Source organism: Maribacter sp. Hel_I_7 (assembly GCF_000688315.1).
Classification (GTDB): domain Bacteria; phylum Bacteroidota; class Bacteroidia; order Flavobacteriales; family Flavobacteriaceae; genus Maribacter; species Maribacter stanieri.
This window is the reverse complement of the sequence record NZ_JHZW01000002.1, coordinates 260,682-284,871: the sequence shown is the minus strand read 5'-3', so window position 1 is coordinate 284,871 and position 24,190 is coordinate 260,682. Positions and strand designations below refer to the sequence as shown.

General features: G+C 34.9%; 19 protein-coding genes. 14 read left to right on the top strand and 5 right to left on the bottom strand.

The genetic code is table 11. From position 1 onward, the window contains the following. The first annotated feature begins 120 nt into the window (after nucleotides 1-120). Entirely contained in the window at nucleotides 121-978 is an 858-nt protein-coding gene (locus tag P178_RS0102730) for a sterol desaturase family protein (RefSeq protein WP_027064771.1), read from the top strand. On the opposite strand, the gene P178_RS0102725 is transcribed toward P178_RS0102730, so the two are convergent. After that, the gene (locus tag P178_RS0102725; RefSeq protein ID WP_027064770.1) at nucleotides 967-2,196 is read right to left on the bottom strand and encodes an exo-beta-N-acetylmuramidase NamZ domain-containing protein; all 1,230 of its coding nucleotides are present in this window, start codon (nucleotides 2,194-2,196) and stop codon (nucleotides 967-969) included. The genes P178_RS0102730 and P178_RS0102725 overlap by 12 nt on opposite strands. Nucleotides 2,197-2,199: 3 nt before the next feature. Here P178_RS0102725 and P178_RS0102720 point away from each other — a divergent pair, with 3 nt between their 5' ends. From P178_RS0102720 to P178_RS0102690, 7 genes are all read left to right on the top strand, one after another. Continuing rightward, complete coding sequence (locus P178_RS0102720) at nucleotides 2,200-3,441, top strand: ABC transporter permease (RefSeq protein ID WP_027064769.1); 1,242 nt, start codon at nucleotides 2,200-2,202, stop codon at nucleotides 3,439-3,441. 79 nt (nucleotides 3,442-3,520) lie between these two features. Next, nucleotides 3,521-4,816 (top strand): M20/M25/M40 family metallo-hydrolase, encoded by a 1,296-nt coding sequence (locus tag P178_RS0102715; RefSeq protein ID WP_027064768.1) that lies wholly within the window; start codon nucleotides 3,521-3,523, stop codon nucleotides 4,814-4,816. Beyond that, nucleotides 4,809-5,597, top strand: coding sequence for an aldose epimerase (locus P178_RS0102710; protein ID WP_027064767.1), 789 nt, complete (start codon nucleotides 4,809-4,811; stop codon nucleotides 5,595-5,597). Before P178_RS0102715 ends, P178_RS0102710 begins: the two co-directional genes overlap by 8 nt. Before the next feature lie 24 nt (nucleotides 5,598-5,621). After that, nucleotides 5,622-6,395 carry an SOS response-associated peptidase gene (locus P178_RS0102705; RefSeq protein WP_027064766.1) on the top strand — a complete coding sequence of 258 codons (774 nt, stop codon included), beginning with the start codon at nucleotides 5,622-5,624 and terminating at the stop codon, nucleotides 6,393-6,395. 3 nt (nucleotides 6,396-6,398) lie between these two features. Next, the gene (locus tag P178_RS0102700; protein ID WP_027064765.1) at nucleotides 6,399-6,743 is read left to right on the top strand and encodes a TfoX/Sxy family protein; all 345 of its coding nucleotides are present in this window, start codon (nucleotides 6,399-6,401) and stop codon (nucleotides 6,741-6,743) included. Between the two features lie 54 nt (nucleotides 6,744-6,797). After that, a complete protein-coding gene (locus P178_RS0102695; RefSeq protein ID WP_027064764.1) occupies nucleotides 6,798-8,546 on the top strand; it encodes a SulP family inorganic anion transporter in 1,749 nt (582 codons plus the stop codon). A gap of 60 nt (nucleotides 8,547-8,606) precedes the next feature. Beyond that, the gene (locus tag P178_RS0102690) at nucleotides 8,607-10,016 is read left to right on the top strand and encodes an MBL fold metallo-hydrolase (protein WP_027064763.1); all 1,410 of its coding nucleotides are present in this window, start codon (nucleotides 8,607-8,609) and stop codon (nucleotides 10,014-10,016) included. Between the two features lie 373 nt (nucleotides 10,017-10,389). Here the strand turns inward: P178_RS0102690 and P178_RS0102680 are convergent, their stop codons facing one another. From P178_RS0102680 to P178_RS0102670, 3 genes are all read right to left on the bottom strand, one after another. After that, nucleotides 10,390-11,754, bottom strand: a complete 1,365-nt coding sequence (locus P178_RS0102680) for an exonuclease domain-containing protein (RefSeq protein ID WP_027064761.1) — start codon at nucleotides 11,752-11,754, stop codon at nucleotides 10,390-10,392. 245 nt (nucleotides 11,755-11,999) lie between these two features. Beyond that, nucleotides 12,000-12,209, bottom strand: a complete 210-nt coding sequence (locus tag P178_RS0102675; RefSeq protein ID WP_027064760.1) for a hypothetical protein — start codon at nucleotides 12,207-12,209, stop codon at nucleotides 12,000-12,002. A gap of 568 nt (nucleotides 12,210-12,777) precedes the next feature. Beyond that, nucleotides 12,778-13,008, bottom strand: coding sequence for a hypothetical protein (locus P178_RS0102670; RefSeq protein ID WP_027064759.1), 231 nt, complete (start codon nucleotides 13,006-13,008; stop codon nucleotides 12,778-12,780). 218 nt (nucleotides 13,009-13,226) lie between these two features. Between P178_RS0102670 and P178_RS0102665 the strand changes: the two genes are divergently transcribed. The 6 genes from P178_RS0102665 to P178_RS0102640 all read left to right on the top strand — a co-directional run bounded on the left by P178_RS0102665 (nucleotide 13,227) and on the right by P178_RS0102640 (nucleotide 23,460). Beyond that, on the top strand, nucleotides 13,227-15,008 hold the full coding sequence (locus tag P178_RS0102665; RefSeq protein ID WP_051638155.1) for an alkaline phosphatase: 1,782 nt from the start codon (nucleotides 13,227-13,229) through the stop codon (nucleotides 15,006-15,008). Between the two features lie 299 nt (nucleotides 15,009-15,307). Beyond that, nucleotides 15,308-18,280: a SusC/RagA family TonB-linked outer membrane protein gene (locus tag P178_RS0102660; RefSeq protein ID WP_051638154.1), complete on the top strand. Its 2,973-nt coding sequence runs from the start codon at nucleotides 15,308-15,310 to the stop codon at nucleotides 18,278-18,280. A gap of 19 nt (nucleotides 18,281-18,299) precedes the next feature. Further along, nucleotides 18,300-20,057 (top strand): RagB/SusD family nutrient uptake outer membrane protein, encoded by a 1,758-nt coding sequence (locus P178_RS0102655; RefSeq protein WP_027064756.1) that lies wholly within the window; start codon nucleotides 18,300-18,302, stop codon nucleotides 20,055-20,057. A 269-nt stretch (nucleotides 20,058-20,326) separates the two neighbouring features. Continuing rightward, nucleotides 20,327-21,625 (top strand): DUF5690 family protein, encoded by a 1,299-nt coding sequence (locus P178_RS0102650; RefSeq protein ID WP_027064755.1) that lies wholly within the window; start codon nucleotides 20,327-20,329, stop codon nucleotides 21,623-21,625. Beyond that, complete coding sequence (locus tag P178_RS0102645) at nucleotides 21,618-22,775, top strand: TIGR03364 family FAD-dependent oxidoreductase (RefSeq protein ID WP_027064754.1); 1,158 nt, start codon at nucleotides 21,618-21,620, stop codon at nucleotides 22,773-22,775. The genes P178_RS0102650 and P178_RS0102645 overlap by 8 nt, the downstream gene beginning before the upstream one ends. 1 nt (nucleotide 22,776) lies before the next feature. Continuing rightward, the gene (locus P178_RS0102640) at nucleotides 22,777-23,460 is read left to right on the top strand and encodes a phosphonatase-like hydrolase (RefSeq protein ID WP_027064753.1); all 684 of its coding nucleotides are present in this window, start codon (nucleotides 22,777-22,779) and stop codon (nucleotides 23,458-23,460) included. Nucleotides 23,461-23,566: 106 nt separating this feature from the next. Here the strand turns inward: P178_RS0102640 and P178_RS0102635 are convergent, their stop codons facing one another. Continuing rightward, nucleotides 23,567-24,133: a helix-turn-helix domain-containing protein gene (locus P178_RS0102635; protein ID WP_027064752.1), complete on the bottom strand. Its 567-nt coding sequence runs from the start codon at nucleotides 24,131-24,133 to the stop codon at nucleotides 23,567-23,569. Nucleotides 24,134-24,190 lie beyond the last annotated feature (57 nt).

Here is a 24,190-nt window from a genome sequence, read left to right as displayed (position 1 = left end):
CTTTATTATATTACATGATTAATTACGAAATCATTAGAATTTGTTTTTTTTATTGATGATACTATAATTATATTTTAGATTGATTTCTGCGGTTTATAATTTTAACGACTTACGTATTTGATGGAACAATTAATAACCTATTTTGAATCGATACCTGCTGCACACAGATCATTAATATTGGTTGGGGGAATAACTTTCTTTTGGATATTAGAAGGTATTGTACCGTTGTTCAACGGTTCTTATGATAAATGGAAACATTCTTTACCCAATTTCTTTTTTACATTAACAACCATCATTATTAATTTTCCTTTGGCATTTTTACTATTAAAAACATCTGATTGGGCAGTAGCCAATAATTCTGGTATTATTAACTGGTTGCCAGAAATGCCTTTGTGGGCTTATGTATTTTTAGGTGTTGCTCTGTTAGATTTAATTGGGGCGTATTTAGCACATTTGGTTGAGCATAGAGTAAAACCATTGTGGATGGTGCATTTGGTGCATCATACAGATCATAATGTTGATACTACTACAGCTAATAGGCATCACCCGTTAGAAAGCTTAATACGTTATGTATTTACTCTGGTAGGGGTTTTTGTAGTTGGCGCACCAATAGGTATTATCATGTTATACCAAAGTCTTTCGGTAGTATTATCACAATTTAACCATGCGAACATTAAACTTCCAAAAGGTGTAGATAAAGCTATCAGCTGGATACTTATTTCACCCGATATGCATAAAGTACATCATCATTATGTGTTACCATATACAGATAGTAATTACGGAAATATCTTTTCTTGGTGGGATCGTCTGTTTGGAACGTATATGCATCTAGACAGAGAGAAAATTATTTACGGTGTAGATACTTTTCCAGATGAGGTTGCAAACGGACAAATTAGCTCATTACTTAAATATCCATTTGTTGGGTATCGAAAACCAACAACAGATATCGTTAATGATAATCATCCATTAGTAAAGTAGGTACTTTGCTCTAGTTTTCTTGAACTTTTCTAGGTCTGCTTGCCAAGTGGCTTTTATTTCGGTATTGGTTAGTCCGTCTTCAATTTGCTTTTGAAGTTTTTCAGAACCTGCATGCTTGGTGAATCCGCTAGTCAGAAAATATTTGCTTTTATCAACCGAGTTGGTGTACGCATCTATAATATAATCCATAGTTACTTCATTCATGCGCTCTGTTTTTGATAGGTCTTTACCATAACACAACTTTCCTTCTTCTTTTGGGTATTTAGAGCCAAAATTTGGTTTTGGAGTATATGTAAAATCGTAAACTTTACTGTCTAAAAAGGAGGCTCCGTAACGTTGAAACTGAAACTCCGTCCCACGACCGGCATTAATATTTGTGCCTTCAAAAAGACCCAAACTAGGGTATAGGTTTATAGAGGTGTCATTAGGTAAGTTTGGTGAAGGTCGTATTGGTAGACTATAAAATGTATCATGTGTCCAATTTTCTAAAGGAATTACGGTTAAGTCTACCTTTTTATCACCATCCAACCACATTTCTTCATTAATCATAGTTGCATATTCGCCAATGGTCATTCCATACACTAACGGAATTTCGGTCATACCCAGAAAAGAGGTGTGTGCGGCTTTCATTATTGGTCCATCAACATAATGTCCGTTAGGGTTTGGTCTGTCCAATACTAAAATGGGTATTCCTTTTTCGGCACAAGCTTCCATCACCAATTGCATGGTTGATATGTACGTGTAAAAACGTACACCTACATCTTGTATGTCGAACAATACTAAATCTAAGCCTTCGAGTTGCTCCTGACTTGGTTTTCTATTTTTACCGTGCAACGATATTAAGTCTAGACCCGTTTTGATATCGGTACTATTATTTACATGCTCACCTGCATCGTAATCACCTCTAAACCCGTGTTCTGGTGCAAATACATGTTTAATGTCAACATCTAAAGAAAGTAGACTATCTACCAAATGGGTGTGTCCGTCAGAATTAAAAATGACGCTGGTCTGGTTTGCGACAACAGCTATTTTTTTTCCTTTTAAAAGTGGTACATAAGCTTCAGTTCTGTTAGCGGCAACTATAATTTCTATTTCCGTTTGTTCTATATGTGGCTCGTTGTTTATTGTAGTAGCTACTTCTTTGGTTTCGTTTCCACAGGTAGCCAATACCAAAAACCATAATAAAACTGTACTTTTGAAATTGGATAAAAATAACATCATTTGAATCTAGAATATTTTATCGCCAAACGGCTTATAAAGGGTAAGGAGCATAAAATTAGTATATCTGCGCCAATAATAAAAATAGCCATTGCCGCAATTGCAATTGGGGTTATTATGATGTTGGTTGCTATTGCTACAGGTCTAGGTTTAAAAGAAAAAATACGTGAAAAAATAACTGCATTTAACGGTCACGTACAAATCTATAATTACGATAATAATAATTCTGAAGTTTCTGTAGTGCCTGTGAGTACAAATCAGGAATTTTATCCGGATTTCAATATGGTAGATGGTATTGTTCATATACAAGCTGTTGCCACGAAAGCTGGTATTATACGTACCGAAGAAACTTTTGAAGGTATTATTGCCAAAGGTGTCGGTACCGAATATAATTGGGAACCATTCAATGAGTTTTTAATTGATGGTGTATTACCAGATTATTCCGGTGAGTTAAATTCAGATGTGTTGATTTCTAGAATAATGGCTAGTCGGCTTAACTTAAAGGTGGGCGATTCATTCTTTACTTTTTTCTTGCGAGATGATGCAGCCGATAAAATTCCCAATCAAAGAAAATTCACCATTACCGGAATCTTTGATAGCGGATTTGAAGAAATTGACGGACTCTATATTTTTACGGATATACGCCATATACAGCGTATGAATAAATGGAAGGATACCGAGGTAGGTAATTTTGAGATTTTCTTGAATAGTTTTGATGATATAGACCAGAAAGCCAATGAAATATATGGCGAAACGGTAGCTAGTTTAGATACCAAAACTATAAAAGATAAGTACTATAAAATCTTTGAATGGATTGGGTTGTTCGATTTTAATATCGCATTAATCATTGGTATTATGATTATAGTAGGTGGTATAAATATGATTACCGCTTTATTGGTTTTAATCTTAGAGCGTACCCCAATGATTGGTATTTTAAAAGCGTTGGGTACTACGAATTGGAGTATTAGAAAAGTTTTTTTATACAATGCAGCGTATCTTATTGCTGTTGGGTTGTTCTGGGGAAATCTTATAGGTCTAGGAATTATTTTTATTCAAGAGAAATTTCGTGTTTTCAAGTTCCCGAACCCGAAAGAATATTATATAGAGTACATTCCTGTAAGTATAGATTTGTGGACCATTCTGTTATTAAACGCGGGAGTTTTGTTTCTTTGTTTGTTGATGTTGTTGATTCCATCATATATTATTACCAAAATTACACCTGTAAAAGCTATTCGTTTCGAGTAGTTAATTTTTTGAATAGCTTATTCCATATTTAATCTTTGTTTAAACCCCTTTTTGGTAAATTTGATGTAAAACAAACCACATGCATCAAAAGTTACTACTTACCGTATTATCTATGTTTCTGTTTACGGCAGTTCATGCACAGAAGCTTTCAAAAAACGAAAAAAAGATTGTTAAAGCTATAGAGCAAAACAATGCCGAGGCAATTTCCTTTCTAGAAAAAGTCGTGAATATCAATAGCGGTACTTTAAATCTTAAAGGTGTTGAAATGGTAGGTCAAGAATTTGCTTCTGCTTTCACCGATATCGGTTTTGAAAGCACTTGGATTCCTATGCCCGAAGAAATGAATAGAGCAGGACATCTGTTCGCTGAAATTAAAGGTACAAAGGGAAAAAAGCTTCTATTAATAGGTCATTTAGATACCGTTTTTGAAGAAGATAGTCCGTTTCAAAAATTTGAGATGGTCAACGATTCCATAGCTCATGCCCCAGGGGGAAATGATATGAAAGGTGGCGATGTTATAGTGCTATATGCATTAAAAGCACTACAACAAAACGGATTGCTAAATGACGCTCAAATAATTGTTGCCTTTACAGGTGATGAAGAAAGTACAGGAAGCCCTCTAGAGAAAAGCAGACATGATCTAATTGAAGCTGCTAAAAGAAGTGAGATTGGGTTAGGTTTTGAAAACTCAACTGGGTTTAATTATGCAACAGTTGCCCGTAGAGGTTCGTCTGGTTGGAAAGTTGAGGTTGAGGGTAAAAGAGCGCACTCTTCAGGAATCTTTAGTGAAGATACCGGAGCAGGAGCCATTTTTGAAATGTCAAGAATTTTAAACGGCTTTTACACCGATGTAAAAGGGGAAGACTTATTAACCTTCAATCCTGGTACTTTGGTTGGTGGTACGTTCGTAGAATTTGATGAAATGACCAGTAAGGGAACTGTATTTGGCAAGACCAATGTAGTAGCTCAAAAAGCAGAAGTTCGCGGCGGATTACGATTTATATCTGAAGAGCAAAAAGAACGTGCTCGCGAAAATATGAGAACAGTTGTGGCCAACAATTTACCACATACCTCTGCCAAGGTAACTTTTGATGATAGTTATCCTGCTATGCAGCCAACGGAAGGTAACAAGGCATTGTTAACTAAACTGAACAAAGTAAGTTTAGATTTGAAACAAGGTGAGGTATTGGCATATGATCCAGGAAAAAGAGGCGCTGCAGATACTTCTTTTGTAGCGGAATATGTAGATTGTTTAGATGGTTTAGGTACTATGGGTAATGCAGCACACACTCCAGAAGAAACTGTGAACTTAAATACTATAGAAGCACTGACAAAAAGAACTGCACTATTAATTTATAGATTGATAAATGAGTAAAATAACAACACTTAAAGTTGGAGATCAACACGTAAAAATTGAAGATGGAGAATTGGTAGGGTATCAAGTTTCTGGTCATGAGTTTATGCACCAAAAAGGGAACCCTGGTTGGCGTAGTGTTGATACTGAAATGTTTCCGTTAATAGGACCTACTAGCGAAGCAGATTTTAAAGTAAAAACTCCAAAGGGATTCGCTATTCAAGATCAGCATGGGTTACTGCGAGAAATGAAGTATAAAATAGTGGGGAATACGGATAGCAAGGCTGTTTTTGTAAAAAAATACACTGCAAATACAACCGTATTGAATTCTAAATATCCTACGAAATCTACTGCGGAGAAATTAGCTTGGCCGTATAATTTTGAGTTCGTAAAAACCTTTGAATTAATAGATGGTGCATTAAACGTTTCGTTTACAATTTCTGGCGAAGAGGGAATGCCATTTATGCTTGGATATCACCCCGCATTTATGCTTCATACTAAAAATGCTATCATATCTGCAGGAAAGCAGAATATTACCATACCAGAGGTTATGGCAGTAGGTAGCAGAGCACTTCAAATACCAAATATCGATGTCGTTACGTTGAAAGATGAGCGTACATTACAAATAACATCAGTAGGGTTTAGTCATTTTATGTTATGGACAGAGGTGCCCAATATGGTCTGTATAGAGCCTATTACATTTTATCCATACGCTGTTTCTCAAGATAATTTGGCAGAAGGTTTTATGGTATTAAAAAATGAGCCAATGTTGTTCAAGGTAAAGTTGAAGCCTTTGCCATAAATATCCATTACTAAATTATGGTGTATGTGTTATGATGTTAAAACCAGTTTAGAGGCGCAATTGAAGCGGGCAAAAAGGAGTCAAGATTTAAAGGCGATAGATGAAATTATAGAAAAGCTTGGTCCTTTAACTGATTTGCCGTTACATCATGCTTCTGGATTTTCACATCCAGATGTTTTAATATATACCAACGAAGATGAGTTTTATCCTATGGTAGCTACTTGGGGTTTAATACCACATTGGGTGAATAGCGTAGAACAGCAAAAGAAGATTTGGAACAGTACGTTGAATGCCAGGGTAGAGACCATTACTGACAAACCTGCTTTTAGAGATTCTGTCCAAGAGAAACGTTGTATTTTTTATGTCGACGGATTTTACGAACACCACCATTGTAATAATCATACATATCCGTTTTACATCCATCGAAAGAATAACCAACCAATAGCCTTGGCAGCCTTATGGTCTAAATGGGTAAATCCGGAAGATGGAGGTGTTATAAATTCTTTTTCAGTAGTAACCACAATTGGTAATGGATTAATGGCAAAAATTCATAACAACCCAAAACTAAAAGAACCACGCATGCCTTTAATGCTTTCTGAAAATATGGAAGAACAGTGGTTGACATCAGCGTTAGATTTTGATAAAGAATTAAAAGAACTATTGACCGAAAATGGTACTATTGAATTACAGGCCCATACGGTAGGGAAGCTAAGAGGGAAAAGCTATGAAGGTAATGTAGCTTCAATTTCAGATGAGGTTGTATATAAAGAATTGGAAACTGAAGAATGGAAATTTTAAGTAATGGCGTATAGTGAATATTTGGCGGATAGGGTAAGAATACGTCTAAAGGGAAAAGGGGAGTTAGAGGAGAAGAAAATGATGGGTGGACTCACCTTTATGATGAACGGTAAAATGTGTTTAGGCATTATGTTCGATAAGAAAAGTGAAGAAGATAGGTTAATGCTAAGGGTAGGTAAACTTAATTACGAAGCGCTTTTAAATTTACCAGGTAGTAAACCAATGGATTTCACGGGAAAACCAATACGCGGATTTCTATTTATTGAACCTGATGGTTTTGATACCGAAAACGACTTAGATTTTTGGGTAGAAAAAGCATTGGAATTCAATAGACTTCTTAATCCGTAATGTAATGGTTTTAAAATCAGCCGCTGTGCCCTTCTAATTGATTAAATTTGCTGCGTGAGGAATATTTTGCCTTTTATGGAATGGGTTTCTACCTATAAAAAAGCCTACTTTATTAAGGATTTAATAGCGGGTCTTACCGTTGGTATCGTTCTGGTGCCACAAGGTATGGCATATGCTATGATTGCGGGGCTACCACCTGTGCACGGTTTGTATGCTTCATTATTTCCTGTGCTTACCTATGCTTTGCTTGGTACATCGAGAAAAATAGCTGTTGGTCCCGTTGCAATGGATTCCTTATTGGTAGCCGTTGGTCTTGGAACATTGGCAATAACTGGTGTGGAGAATTACATAATAATGGTAGTTCTGCTTACCTTAATGGTGGGTGCAATTCAATTGGTATTAGGTGTACTGCGCATGGGGTTTTTAGTCAACTTTCTCTCCAAACCCGTTATTAGTGGTTTTACCTCCGCAGCGGCAATCATCATAGTATTAAGTCAGTTAAAGCATTTGTTGGGTATTTCTGTTGCGGGTAGTAATAGAATTTATGAAACGATATTCAATATTTTTTATAAGCTAGGTGAGACTAATTGGGTAGATTTTGGTATCGGTCTTGTGGGTATCGGGTTACTGTTGGCATTTAAAAAATGGAACAAAAATATACCCGGTATTTTAATAATAGTAGTGTTGGGTATTTTAGCTGTTTTCCTTTTTCAGATGGAAACATTCGGAATTAAATTGGTGGGTAGTGTACCTAGCGGGTTGCCAACCTTTGTTATGCCGACCGTTGATGTTGAAGATATGAAGCAACTAGCGCCTATTGCAATTGCGTTGGCATTGGTAGGTTATTTAGAAGCAATATCCATTGGTAAGGCATTAGAAGATAAATCAGGGGAAGATACGATAGAAGCAAATAAAGAATTAATAGCTTTAGGCTCCGCTAATATTGTAGGTTCTTTATTTCAAGGTTACCCGGTAACGGCAAGTTTTTCTAGATCCGCAATTAGCTATGATGCTGGTACTAAAACAAACTTATCTGCAATATTCAGTGTTATATTGGTTGTTTTAACCCTGTTATTTTTAACACCTTTATTTAAGTATTTACCTAATGCCGTTTTAGCTAGTATTATTATGGTGTCGGTCGTCAAACTTATAGATATCAACTATTTTAAACATCTGTGGTTGAATAGGAAAGATGAGTTTTTTATAATGCTTATTACCTTTATTATTACATTGTTTATTGGCATTACTCAGGGTATTTTAATAGGTGTGCTGTGCTCTTTATTGTTGATGGTGTACAGAACATCTAAACCGCATTTTGTTGAGATTGGTAATATTGGAAATTCCGACTATTATAAAAATGTAATTCGTTTTGCCGATGAGGTGGTTGTGCGTAATGATTTATTAATCGTTAGGTTCGATTCTCAATTGTACTTTGGTAATTCAGCTTATTTTAAAAAGCAACTTTTAAAACATATTAAGGCGAAGGGACCTAAGTTAAAGGGGATAATTTTAAACGCTGAATCTATAAATTATATAGATGCAACGGCAGCAGATATGCTAACTAAGCTTATTCATGATATTCGTGAAAGAAACTTACAATTTTATATTGCTGGTGCTATTGGACCAACAAGAGATATCATTTTTAATACAGGAATAATTAAGGAATTGCAAAGAGAATTTCTGTTTGTAAAGACAAAAGAAGCGGTAGACTTTTTTGATAACCCGAACGAAGTTTCTTTATTGGCTGCTAAAGTGGCCTATGAAAATAGTAGGATGGCTAAGATGAAAGTAGCCCCAAAATAAAATAAATCTTGTACCTTAAGGAAGAAGAGGTATGTTGAATAATATAAAAGATAGTGTCGTATGAACATAGAACAAATATATACTGGTTGTTTGGCTCAAGGAGCTTATTATATTGAGAGTGATGGTGAAGTAGCTATAATTGATCCGTTAAGAGAAGTGAGTCCTTATATAAAAAGAGCAGCGAACGACAACGCAAAAATCAAGTATATTTTTGAAACTCATTTTCATGCCGATTTTGTTAGCGGGCATGTTACATTATCTAAAGAAACTGGTGCGCCTATTATTTACGGACCTACTGCAAACCCAACTTTTGATGCCATTATAGCTGAGGACGGACAAGAGTTTAAATTAGGAAAAATTACATTTAAGGTATTGCATACTCCTGGGCATACTATGGAAAGTACAACCTATTTATTGAGAGATGAAAATGGTAAGGACCATGCTATTTTTTCTGGTGATACATTATTCTTGGGAGATGTTGGAAGACCAGATTTAGCACAGAAATCTGCGGATATGACGCAAGAGCAATTGGCAGGAACATTGTTTGACAGTTTAAGAACTAAAATAATGCCATTAGCAGATGATATTACCGTTTACCCAGCACATGGCGCTGGTTCTGCATGTGGTAAGAATATGATGAAGGAGACTGTTGATACTTTGGGTAATCAGAAGAAAATGAACTACGCTTTACGGGCAGATATGACTAAAGAGGAGTTTGTAAAAGAAGTTACGGACGGGTTATTGCCACCACCTAAATATTTTCCTTTGAACGTAAAGATGAATAAAGAAGGGTATGAGGATATTGATGATGTTCTTGTGCGTGGAAACCGTGGGCTAACTCCAGAAGAGTTTGAAAAAGCAGCGAATACTACCGAAGCTTTGGTATTGGATGTAAGACACCAAGATGAGTTTGTGAAAGGTCATGTGCCAAGATCTATTTTTATTGGTTTAAACGGAGATTTTGCTCCTTGGGTAGGAGATTTAATAGCGGATACAAAACAGCCTTTGTTATTGGTGATACCTGAAGGTAAAGAAGAAGAAGCTATTACGAGATTGTCTCGTGTTGGGTTCGACTCGGCTATAGGATATTTAAAAGGCGGAATTGAAGCTTGGAAAGCAGCAGGTAAAGAGATTGATCAAATTACTTCAATTACATCATCTGAGGCTAAAGATATTATTGATAAAGGCGATGCTGCCATTTTTGATGTACGTAAAGATGGTGAGTATTTAAGTGAGCACTTAGTAGGTGCTGTTCATACGCCGCTGAGTGAATTGAATAAGTATTTGTCTAAGTTTCCTGAGAAGGGAGAATTCTTGGTTCACTGTGCTGGTGGGTACAGATCGGTAATAGCATCATCTATTTTAAAGAGTCGTGGAATTCACAATCTTATTGATGTAAAAGGCGGTTACGGAGCACTTAAAAAGGAAGATTTAAAAAAGACAGATTACGTGTGTCCCACAACTCTATAAACAGAATTGTTTATCTGGGTATCATATCTTAACTTGAAGTATTATTAATTAACCCCTTTAAATAGGATTTTATATACTGTAATGTTTAAAAATTTTATTGATCGTGTCGGTCTGACCAATGTAATCATGCTTATAGTAGTATTGTCCATAATAGTGGTATCGGAAGTTCTTTTCTTATCCGGCAAGAAATTAGATGCTATTTTTATAGCATTTTGGGCGCCTACTATTTTAGGTTTTATGAATTATTTAAAATATAAAAAGTAGTGGAGTTCGTTCTAATGTATTCAATATTCATATCCATAGTTTTTATGGTATGGTTACTTTTTGTAATTAGGATGTACAAGAAAATGAAAGACTAGTTGTAAGTAGTTCTTTATAAGGAAAAAACGGAATCAGGATTTTTTCGAAGGTAGCTCTCTATAATACGTTGCGTTTCTAAAGTGTTTTTTTGACGAACTATAAAAGTCTCTAGATCCTTTGGCTGTTGAATGGGTGTTTCTTTAGGAACAAATCCGTAACCACTATAATTATTTTCTTGAATAAATACAAAAGCGTTCTCATCTGCAGTCCTGCCTTTTATCTTAATAAATACATCTGTATGTACTTCTTTTAAGCTGGTTAGCGCTTCCTTAACACGGTCGTTATATTCGTTAACCATTTGTAGATCAGAACAAATACCAATACATTGTTTTATTTTGTAATGAGAGCATACCGCTACATTTTCTTGCAGATGACAATACTTAGGGCAAAGTTCAAAAGTGCTACATAGCGTTTCTAAATATTGCCTTGCTTCTGTAGGGCTATAACAAATTGCCAACGGATTAGGTGTCATTTTTATTTTATTGAAGGCAAGGTGAATAATGCCATTTCTGTCTTCATAGCTGAATATCCCATATTGCTGAATAGACCTTTTTTGAGCACTATTATATTTAGGGTAATGGTGTTTTATTTCTGCAGATTCTTTCAATAGCGCTATAAGCTCATTACCGGTTTCCTCAAAATCTAAAGACGTGGTTTCTGCACAAAGAGTAATTTCTTTTGTCTTTTTATCATAAAAATGACCAAGTACTCTTTTCTTGATGTTCTTAGCTTTACCTACATAAATAATTTTTCCCTTTTGGTCTTTAAAATAGTAGACGCCTGGTGTTGTAGGTAGTTTTAAGTATTCTTCTTTTGGTAAACCAGGCGGTAATGTTGCCTCTTGTGATTTTGAATTTAAGAAAAGCTTAAAGACCTTTTCAGAATTTTCTGCACGTAATAACTTGTGAAAAAGTAATACGGTGGCATGGGCATCTCCTCTGGCTCGGTGCCTATCAGTTAAAGGTATTCCTAATGCTGCCGTTAGTTTTCCTAAACTGTATGAATTATAACCGGGTAGAAGCTTTCTTGATAAGCGAACCGTGCATAGCTTCTTTCTAGAGAAATCATGTCCAAGTAATTTAAACTCGTTTTTTATGACATTGTAATCGAAATTGACACTATGGGCAACAAATATAGTATCTGCTGTAATAGCATTTATTTGCGGAATTATTTCTTCTAGCAATGGTGCGTTACGGACCATGTCATTGTCGATTCCGGTAAGCCCGGTAATAAATGCCGGTATAGGGCATTGCGGATTCACCAAAGAAGTAAATTCATCGATTACTTTATGACCATCATATTTAAAAATGGAAATCTCAGTAATTCTATTGCCTTTTACTCCGTTGCCGGTAGTTTCTATATCAATTATTGTGTACAAAAAGTGAGGAATGTATTAGAACTGCAAAGTTAGCAGAAAATGCATTAGTATGAATGGTTCTAACGTCGGTTTAGCACTTTAGAATATTGAAATAAGAAGTGAAATAGATTGTTGGAGGTGCGACAGACATTAAAAATAGTGTAGAAGACCTACTGAAGCTTAATGCTGCAACTAAATATATTAAAGTAGTAGTAACTACTTTAATTAGGTTAATGTTACTTAGAAAACAATAGAGATAAAAATTCTTATTTAGCTACCTGTGTGTTCGTATTATTAATAGCTGTTACTCCTGAATTTTGAGTATTAGAATCATTATTTAAAATGTTTTTTTCAGTATTGTCACGTACTACATATTCTGAGACAAGATCATAATCTTTACCGCAAGAGGATAAACTTAATAGAAAAACAACAGCTGCAACAGGGACGAAAAAGGTTTTGGTAATGTTCAATTTCATGTAAATGGTGGTAAAAATTATCTCGCTATTTTATTAACGCGTTTCGAAAATATTTAAACTTTATTCATTAACGACGAAAAGTTGTATTTATTCGATGAAATGCATATTAATGTTATTAACACTGACTGTTAATAACGGTAAGAGGTTAAATTATAAGCTAATTAGCTTATAATTTAGATAAGACTTATTATTCTAAATCGAAAAAAATGTAAAGGAAAATGGTTTAGAAGTGCTATTTATTTTCTTTAAGGCTATTTGCTTTAATTGTTATAGTCAGCTAGGTATAAAATAGTGATACTTTAAAATTGCTTTTTTTGAGAAAAGCTCCTATTCTTATTTTTTGTAACAAGGAATTAAGGAACACTTTTAAAATGCAAAGAATTTAAAGTTACCTTGATGTTTACTTAAACTTGAATTTAATAAATGAACTCATCTTTGCAGCGAGTTTAGAATAAGTTTGAGTTAGTTGACTAACCGATGCATCATTATAGTGTGTCGGTTTTTTTATGCCCTGAAATAAAGAACTAAATGAAAAATGTGCTTGTAATAGGAAGTTATATGGAGCTGATTAAAGCTGTACTTTGATTTCTTTGATTTTAAAAACCTGAGTTCTTAGAAGGTTTTGGAAAATAAAAACAATTTTCTCCTGATTTTCTTCAGGAATACGACCTCCAATAATCCAATTTTTTCTAACGTAATTGGTACTTTTTAGATTAAACTCAGACATCAAGCATTGTAATGCTTCTTCTCGAGTTTCGTCGTTCATTTTACTGAACATTTGTTTTATATTTTCGGTCATTGTTGGTTTTGGTAGTCTCCAAAAATAAATAAAAAAGTGTTTCAACTGTCGAAAATCTTTAAATAGATATGAGCATGTTGACAACAATTTAATCTTTACTTGACCTTAGCTTAAGTTAAAATAGGATTTTAGTTATAACATTTGCAAACCGAAATTTTTTTTAAGGTAAAACCGTACCTTAAGATTTTTAAAGATTTTCTTCATTATAAAATTGAATTATGAGACTTATAAGAATAGCAATAACCTTTTTGTTTTTAGCAAGTATTAATACTGGGTTTTCTCAAGATTATAAGGTTCATTCTCATAATGACTACAAACAGAACGTTCCGTTCTGGAAAGCATTTGGTGCTGGGGTACAATCTATTGAAGTAGATGTATTTTATATCGATGATAAATTAATGGTTGCTCATGAACTTAATGAAATTCAGCAAGACAAAACTTTAGAACGTTTGTATTTAAATCCTCTAAAAGAAGCAATAGCCTTAAAAATGGTTTCAGGAAAAGAGATTCAGTTAATGGTAGATGTTAAGACAGATGCCTATAAAACGCTTGATGCTATCGTTGGTAGCTTAAAGGATTATCCAACTATTATTAGTAATGAAAATATCAAAATCATCATTTCTGGTAATAGACCGGTTTTAGAGGAGTATGTAAACTATCCAGATTTTATTTCTTTCGATTATCAAAGCATAGAACCTATTAACGATGCTAAAACACTTGATAAAATAGCCTTGGTTAGTTTAAGTTTTAAGAGTTATTCTGAATGGAATGGTAAAGGCAGACTAACCGTTGATGATTATAATAAGGTTACTGCAGTTATAGATAAGGCACATGAATTAGAAAAGCCATTTCGTTTTTGGGCAACTCCAGATTCTAAATCCGCTTGGAAAGCTTTTACGAACATGGGGGTAGATTTTATAAATACAGATATGCCTAATGAGTGCGTGCAGTATGTTTCTTCTTTAAAGGAAAGAGTAGCTAAGAATACAATTTTCTCGAAAGTGTACAAACCAACGTTTGAATCTGATAAGGCAAATCGTGCACCTAAGAATATTATTCTAATGATTGGTGATGGTAATGGGATTACGCAAATCTCATCTGCAGTTTTAGCGAACAACGGAGAGCTATCCTTAACACAATTGAAAAGTGTAGGTTTTATAAAAACACAATCTGCCGATGATTTTACTACAGATTCTGCTGGTGCGGGCAGCGCAATTGCCACAGGTCAAAAAACGAATAACAGAGCAATTGGTACCGATGTAAATGGTAGGGCAATACCAAACCTTACTGAAATACTTTCAGAAAATGGATTTAACACTGGTGTAATTACTACAGATGAGATTACAGGAGCTACGCCTTCATCCTTTTTCGCCCATAGAACGGATAGGGGAATGGTTGCAGAAATTGCATCGGACTTACATACTTCTAAATTGAAACTATTCATATCAAGACCAACTACCACTGTTACGAATATTGAAGCGTCAGGATTTGAAATGAATTCGAATATATCAGCTATTGGTACTAGTAAAAAAGAAAAAGTAGGTGCGTGGTTTGCTGATATTAAGATAAAATCTTTAGAAGGGTATATAGAACAATTGTCGGTTGCTACTAAAAACGGACTTTCTTTTTTGAATAATAAAAAGAAGCCTTTTTTCTTAATGACGGAAGGAGCTAAAATTGATAGCTATAGTCATGAAAATGATATCACAGGAGTTATAAATGAAAGTATATCTTTTGATAAGGCAATCACTGAAGCATTAAAATTTGCCGATGCAGATAAAAACACTCTTGTCATTATTACAGCGGATCATGAAACTGGTGGGTTAACCATTCCTCAAGGTAATATACTTAAACATGAAATTGAAGCTGATTTTACTACACATGACCATACAGGCGTAATGGTTCCTGTTTTTGCCTATGGTCCCATGTCTCAAGAATTCCAGGGTATTTATGAGAATAATGAGATTTTCCATAAAATCCATAAAATATTAGACCTTTAAATCAGAAATTGTTTAATTGCCACTCTTTAAAATGTTAATTTGTTAAACAAAATCTGTTTAACAAGATAATCCCTACTGCAGAATTCTTTAAGCTGAAAACAAATGTTAACTTAATACTAATTTAACAACAGCTCAATTTTGGTCAAATATGCTAATGTAAACGTGATCTTAAGTTAACAGTCACTTGCATCGCTAAAACTACTTTTGCAGCGCAAATAAATTTTAGGATTTAAGAATTTCTAGAACTCAATCTTACTTCCTGAAATAAAAAAACAACAAATTTTATTAAACCAAACTGTATGAAAAAATTAAAATTTTTAATGCACTTCTGCTTACTTGGTTTTGCTTCCGTTATGTGGGCGCAGGACAATGTATCGGGAGTGGTGACAGATGAATTCGGGCAACCCTTACCAGGTTCAACGGTTCAAGTGAAGGGAACTACAAATGGTACCACAAGTGATTTTGATGGTAATTTTGTAATTAACGCAGAAGCTACAGATGTATTGATAATATCTTATCTAGGGTATTCAACACAAGAAGTGGCAGTAAATGGGCGTGCAACTATTAATGTAGAATTAAAAGAAGATGCCACACAATTAGATGATGTGGTTGTAGTAGGGTACGGCACCCAAAAACGATCAGATGTAACAGGGTCTATTTCATCCGTTAAAAGTGAAAACTTTAATAAAGGTGTGGTAGCAAATCCAGGTCAATTATTACAAGGTAAAGTTGCTGGGGTTAACATTACTTCTGTTAGTGGTGAACCAGGAGCGTCTCAAAATATCGTAATTCGTGGTATTGGTAGCTTTAGGTCAGGTACGTCTCCATTATTTGTTATCGATGGTTTTGTAATCGATAACACAACTACGGGAGTAGGCTCAAATCCTTTGAATTTTATCAATCCTCAAGATATTGAATCTATGGATGTTTTAAAGGATGCTTCTGCAGCTGCCATCTATGGTGCACGTGCAGCAAACGGGGTAATCGTTATTACTACTAAGAAAGGTAAGGCGGGTAAAGCTGAAATGAATGTATCGGTTACTACAGCATTCGCAACCCTTGCAAATAAAATTGATGTGTTCTCTGCAGATGAGTTTAGAAGACAGGTGCCAGCAGTTGGTGGAACCTTACTTGATGGTGGTGCAAATACGGACTGGCAAGATGAATTGACAAGAACCGGAGTATCAAAGAATGTTAACTTTTCTATGAGTGGTGGTGCTCCAGATAAGTTTACTTATTTCGCATCTGTAGGTGTAGATGATCAACAAGGTACTTTTGCGAACAGCTCATTAAAAAGATATTCTGGTCGTTTAAACTTAAATCAGAAAGCTTTTGATGGTAAGTTGAATGTAGATTTAAACCTAACCGCTTCTAGAACTTTGAACAATAGACCAGATGCCAGCGCTACTGTGACAGATATGTTAGAGTTGAATCCTACTATTCCGTTATATACCAATGGTTCTCCTACGTTGTTAAATGATAACAGATTAAATCCGTTAGTTCGTAACGATCTTTATTTAGATGAATCTAATAGTAATCGCATATTAGCAAATATTTCCCCATCCGTAGAAATTGTAAAGGGTTTGGTTTATAAACTTAGTCTAGGTGTAGATTATTCTTCTACAAACCGCGATCAACAGCGTTCTCCTTATGCATTATTAGAAGATTTAAATCAAGGGTATTTAAATTCATGGGTAACAATGAATGAAAACACTCAAATAGATAATACGTTGACCTATACTTTTGATAAAGGTGAGCATAGTGCTACAATTTTAGTTGGTCATTCATATCAAGAAGTATTATTTCAGCAAAAAAAGTTCGAATTGGAGAGCTTTGCAGATAATGATATTGATCCAAGATATCAAGATCAAATAAGTAGTCAAGAGTTTCCTACAAGCTTAATTTCTACAGCAGAGAAAAATGAATTACAGTCTTTCTTTGGTAGGTTAAATTATGGCTACCAAGATAAGTACTTGCTAACGGCTACAATGCGTGCAGATGGTTCTTCTAAGTTTGGGGCAAATAATAAATACGGATATTTCCCGTCGGTAGCTTTAGGATGGAATATAAGTAAAGAGACTTTCTTGGCAGAAAGCGATGTTGTAAATAACTTAAAACTTCGCCTTAGTTGGGGACAAACAGGAAATCAAGAAGGTATTGATAATAAAGTCTCCCTAGCAAGTTATACAGATAGTAAAAGTGATAACGATACCTATCCTTTAGATGATAGTGCAACCACATTAGATGGTTATCCTTTTGGTACTGTACCTGCTCGTACAGCAAACCCTAACTTAAAATGGGAAGTAGCTACACAGACAAATATTGGTTTGGATTTTGGATTGTTTAATAATAAGATAACAGGTACCGTAGATTACTTTAATAAGGTTTCTACCGATGTTGTTTTGTTTGCAAATAGAGTAGATCCTATTCAGCCTACCGAAAAGATTTGGACCAACTTAGAAGATTTAGAAATTCATAACTCAGGTGTAGAATTCGCTTTAGATTATAGAACAATGATCGGTTCAGATTTCTCTTTTAATATTGGTGGTAACGCTACGTTTATTAAAAATGAGGTTACAGATTCTCCATTCGCTATTATTACTACAGGTTCGGCACAAGGTGCAGGGCAGACTGGGGCTACGATCAATGGTTATTTAAACAATGAAGCTATTGGTACTTTCTATATGAAAGAGTTCATAGGTATTGGAGCAGATGGTTTAAATGAATTTAGAGATGTAAATGGTGATGGTGAAATCTTAGATGATGACCGTATTGCAGCAGGTAGTGCTGCGCCAGACTTTACCTATGCGTTTTACTTGAATTTCGATTATAAGAATTTTGACTTAGGATTTAATTTTAACGGTGTATCTGGTAATAAGATTTACAACCATACGGCAATGTCGTCTTTTTCAAAAGGGCAATTGAGTAGAAATTTAAATACAACAGATTTCGCTATTCAATTTCTTGATGAAGATGTAAGTAATTCAAACGAGGTATCTACACGGTACTTAGAAGATGGCGCTTACCTGAGGTTGAACAATGCTACTTTAGGATATACCCTTTTAGCTAGTAAAATTGGATTGGATAAATATGTAGGTGATATCCGATTTTCATTAACTGGTCAAAATTTATTTACCATTACCGATTACACTGGGTATAGCCCAGAAGTGAATACTGGTAGTGAAGTAGATGGTATACAGACTTTTGGTATTGATAGGTACACCTATCCTTCATCAAGAACAATCTTGTTTGGCTTAAACGTATCCTTTTAAAGAAAAAAAAAGTTTCAAAATGAAAAATAAACTAATTATAACATCCTTGTTCCTAGCGTCTTTTTTGACTTGGAGCTGTACGGATTTAGACGAAGAATTATTAGACGAATCGTTAACAGGTGCTCAGGCAGAAGTAATTAGCGGGGCAATTGCACCTGCATATGGCTATATCTCTTGGACCTGGAGACATACCAATTATTACGGACTTCAATTAATACCATCAGATGAAGCAATTTTACCTTATCGTGGTGGATCAGATTGGTTTGATGGCGGTAAATTTTTGGCAGCGCATAGCCATAATTTCACTCCAACAAATGATTTAATTTCCAGTGGATGGAATGAGCTTACAACCAATATTTCAAGAACTTTGGCAGCAATAGAAGTGTTGACGCCTTTGGCAGACGAAGGTGATGCGGAAGCAGCTGGTGCTTTGTATGAAATGAAAGCGCTTAGAGCTTATCTGAACATGCTATTGTTAGATAGTTGGGGGATTGTGCTTAAGAAAGAATCATCTGAAGAACTTTCTGAGGTATTAAGAACACAAGATGCTATTGACTACATTGAAAGTGAATTGTTATCTGTGGTAGATGTCATTAATACGGATAAAGGTCCGGGTAGAATGACACAATCTGCCGTATATGGTTTCTTGGCTAGGTTAAATTTAAATGCTGCGGTTTATCGTGATCCTTACGGAACTCCAGATTTTACACAGGCAGATATGGACCAAGTACTTTCTTATACGAACAGTATAATTAATTCAGGAGATTTTTCTTTATCACCAGAATATTTTGAATTGTTCAATGATGAAAATAATTCTAATCCAGAATTAATATTTGCTTTGGATCAGCGTGGTGTTTTAACTAGAGAGCATAGTAGATGGGCATATTGGTCTATTGCAGGAGCTATGTTTCCAAGACCGGAATGGCCTAGTGCAGATGGTACGGATGGCCCTGCCATTACAACTGATTTTTATCAAACATGGGTAGATGCAAACGGCGATGTAGATCCTGCAGCAGCAGATTCCCGTTTTTATCAAAGAAATACGTTGGTTCCCGATGCTCAGCTAGCAGATTTGGAAGGACGTGATAAGTTGTTGGAAACAGAAACAGATGATAGTTTCTACTGTGTTGACGCAGTAACCTTTGAAATGGATAGAGGTATTCTTCGTGGTATTCAATGGGGACCTAGAAAAGGTGATGATGGTCAATTTTTAACTTGTGACGATGGTACTGTAAAGATATTACCGGTAAGACAGACGAAAGGGAATAGCGATGCAAGAGACGTAGGTTATGTAGATCATACCTTAGCAATAGATTTTACGAATGAAGGGTCATTACACAATACAGGGTATAGAGTTTCTAAATATCAATTTAGCCGTACTTCACCAAATGGTAACGGTAACAGTAGTGTTGATTTAGTATTGATGAGGCTTGCTGAAATTTACTTGATGAGAGCAGAAGCTAAATTAAGAAACGGAGATTCTGCTGGTGCTTTGGCAGATGTGAATATTGTAAGAACATCAAGAACCGCTCGCCCTGATCAAACTCCCGCTCCATTATCTTCAATTAACGCTGATGATTTATTCCGTGAGCGTGGTTTTGAATTGTACTGGGAAGGTTTTAGAAGATCAGATCAAATTAGATTTGGTAAGTATGAAGATACTTGGACAGACAAAACGGATACTGATGTAAATCACAGACTTTTTCCAATACCGCAAAGTGCCGTTGATGGCGCCTCTGGTATAGAAGGTTTCTTGGTGCAGAACCAAGGGTATTAAATTCAAATTAATAATAGGTTTAAACGGCAAGAATTAATTTTCTTGCCGTTTTTTTATGTGTATAATGGAATTTTAAAGTTTTATTTTAACCAAGAACAAGGTTGTTTCGAGTAGTTTATATAATTAAAAATAAGATATAACAATTGCCTCTGCAAAGCTGAGGTTTAACATAATCTACCCCTTTTTATAACCATCTAATAACACTTAAAAAGTTACTAATAGTAAATAATTTTAGAATATTGCCTCTATAATTTACTATTAGTAAACAAATGAGGTTATTAAAAATTTCTAAACTAAATACAACAGTTCTTTTGAATGGTGCTCTGGCTTCATTCGGACTCTACTTTTGTATGTATGCTTTTAGAAAGCCTTTTTCCGTTGCTACTTTTGAAAATCAGTTACTCTTTGGTGTCGACTATAAAATTATGCTCATTCTTGCACAAGTAGTCGGTTATATGCTTTCTAAGTTTATTGGTATTCGGGTGGTTTCAGGTTTAAAATCGAAACACCGTGTAGCATATCTAACGGGTATGATATTATTCGCAGAGTTGACCCTTATTTTATTCGGTTTTGTTCCTAAACCTTATAATTGTATACTATTTTTCTTTAACGGTCTTTCCTTGGGGATGATTTGGGGAATCACCTTCTCTTATCTTGAGGGTAGAAAAATGACCGAAATATTAAGTATCATTCTATGTTCAAGTTTTATTGTTTCTAGTGGTGCGGTGAAGTCGGTTGGCTTATTGCTCATGACAACCTATGGTATTTCTGAATTTTGGATGCCTGCTGCTACTGGAGGGCTTTTTTTGTTGCCTTTTTTTATCTGTTTGTATTTTCTAAAAAAGCTTCCAGCACCTACTGATGAAGACATTCAACTTAGAAAAAAGAGAAAACCAATGAGTGCTGCAGATCGAAAACGGGTATTGATGCGATTCTCATTTCCAATTATAATTTTGGTAATTTTCTATACGGCTTTGACTGCATTACGTGATTTTAGGGATAATTTTTCCAGAGAATTATGGGATAGTGTAGGGTATGCAGGTGATGCATCTATTTATACATTATCAGAACTTCCAATTGCATTTTCGGTTCTGATTATATTGGGACTATTTGGAGTTATAAAAAATAATTTCAAGGCATTTATAGGGTTTCATTTCCTCTTAATTTCGGCAAGTATTCTTGTAGGTGTATCCACCTTTTTGTTTCAGCAAGGAGCTATGTCACCGGTAAACTGGATGGTGCTTATAGGTTTTGGACTTTATGCTTGTTATGTGCCATTCAACTGTATATTCTTTGATAGAATGATTGCAACTTTCAAAATTGAGGGTAATGCGGGCTATTTAATTTATATAGCAGATTCCTTTGGGTATTTAGGGAGTATGGCGGTATTGCTTTATAAGAATTTCGGGCAATCAAATAGTTCTTGGATACAATTTTTTATGGGTTCAACATATCTAATCGCTATCATGGGTGTTGCTATATCTATCATTTCCATGGCATATTTTCAAAAGAAATATAAACGAACCCAAATAGAATTTAAAATTAAAATACCAATGATAAATGGCTGATATAGATTATGATTTAGTAGTTGTAGGTGGTGGTGTGCTTGGTACTTTTCATGCCTATCATGCCATGAAGAAAGGACTCAAGGTAGCATTATTGGAAAAGGATAGTATGCCTAAAAGTGCTACGGTTCGTAATTTTGGTCAGGTTGTTCCTTCTGGTATGAATACCAAGTGGCAAGAATATGGCCGTAAGAGTTTAAAAATCTACAAAAAAATTCATGCGAAATTTAATATTACAGTTCGCCAAGAAGGATCTATCTACCTGGCAAGTAATGAAGAAGAGGTACAGTTAATTGAAGAGTTGCGAGAAATTAATCGTATAAATGAATATACATCTATACTGTTTACCAAAGCAGAATGTTTAAGCAGATATCCTGGTTTGAACGAGAAATATGTAAAAGCGGGGTTGTTTTTTCCAGAAGAAATAACGGTAGAACCACGAACTATGATTGGGCGTATTCATAAGTATTTACAGAAAAAAGGATTAAGCATATTTTACCAATCTAAAGTAATAGAATGTTATGCTCTTGGTAACGAAGTAACCACGCAATTGGCAAATGGGAGAATGTTACTGTCTTCTAAAGTTATTATTTGTAATGGCAGTGATTTTAAAACCTTGTATCCACAGCTATTTGCTACAAGTGATCTTGAGATTTCGAAACTGCAAATGATGCAAACAAAGCCACAGGAGAATTATAAAATTCCGGGATCCGTTTTAACGGGTCTCTCAATTAGACGTTATGAGGCATTTGCCGAATGCCCATCTTACCTTAAAATTAAATCTAAAGAACTATTAGAAAGTCCTGAGAAAAAATGGGGGGTACATATATTATTCAAACAGGCTATGGATGGAAGCGTAATATTAGGTGATTCTCATGAATATGCAGACGTGGAAAACATAGACGATTTAGGTTTTGACCTCAATATGGAGATTGATAATCTGATGATTAAAAAAGCAAAAGAGATTTTTGAACTTCCGACCTATGAAATAAACCAGCGTTGGTTTGGTATGTACTCTCAATGCAAAAACTCAGATATTTTTGAAAGGACCATAGATAGAAATATTCATATAGTTACGGGAATAGGGGGCAAAGGAATGACAGGAAGCGCAGGTTTCGCAAAGCATAACATTAATCAAATTTTTAATATTTAGCATGCATATAATTAAATTGGCCGTATTTGATATGGCAGGTACAGTTGTCAATGAGGATAACATCGTTTATAAAACATTACAAAAAGCTATTAATCAAAGAGGTTTTCAGTTAGACTTAGATTTTGTTTTAGAGCATGGTGCCGGTAAAGAAAAGCACCAAGCAATTAAGGATATTATAGCCGCTGAAATTGGGTGTTTCGATACTGAAATGGCTACCTCTATTTTTGAGGATTTTAAAATGTTGTTGGTCGATGCTTACAAAAATTTAAATGTTACTAGTTATGAAGGGGTAAAAGAAATGCTCTACGCTCTTAAGAAAAGCGGAATAAAAGTAGCTTTAAATACTGGATACGACTCCAATACCGCTCAATTATTATTGGATAAAATGAAATGGAAATTGGGTACGGAGTATGATGTACTTGTCACTGCAGATGATGTGGTCATGGGTAGGCCAAATCCTGATATGATAGTGGAGGCCATGATGAAGTTAAATGTTCATGATGAAAAGTTTATACTAAAAGCTGGGGATTCTATTATTGATATTGAAGAAGGTAAAAATGCTAATTGTGGTATAACTATTGGCGTGACTACGGGCGCTCATACCCGTAAGCAGTTGTTAAGTGCAAATCCTACCTATGTTTTAGATAGTTTGGCAGGACTTAATGATCTTATAAAATTCATGTAGTTATGGTAATTGCTTTAGGTTAGAAACAAAGTAAATTCAAGTGCTTATGTTACAATATTTTCATTGTAAATTAAATATGTCGAGAACTTTTGAAGTGTTTTGGCACCTAAATAAAGAAGTAGAGAACCAACATTGTTGCAGTACTTTTACTCCTGTTCTCAGGTACATGTGAAATTCTGCCGTCAAAGAAAATGGAATCGCCTTCCTTTAAAAGTACTTCTTCGTCATCAATTAAATAATAGCATTCACCAGACAACATATATTTAAATTCAAAAGCATCTGTATTTACTTTTTCTCTTTTAGAATTAGGGTGTACGTGTAGCAAAACCGCTTCAAAACCAATTGTATTCAATTGTTTTTCAAAAATATGGGAATATGAAAATCCTACGGCGTCATCCTCTTTCTCTATAGTTAAATTATCTTCTTTTCTGGAAACTATAAAATTAGCACCATTAGATTGTGGTAGTCCGTTAAAGAAATCGGTGACCTCCACATCCAAAGAACTTATAATTTTTAAAAGAACAGGTAGAGAGGGTATAGTTCTCCCATTTTCAATTCTAGATATGAGTCCGGCAGTAACGCCAGCTCTTATGGCAATTTCACTAATAGTCAAATTTCCATTTTTACGAATTTCCTTGATTCGTTTTCCTATTCCAATAAGATAATCATCCATTCATATGTGTTCTCCTACAAACATAATGAAAATTAAAATTTATCTTTTCTTGTAAAT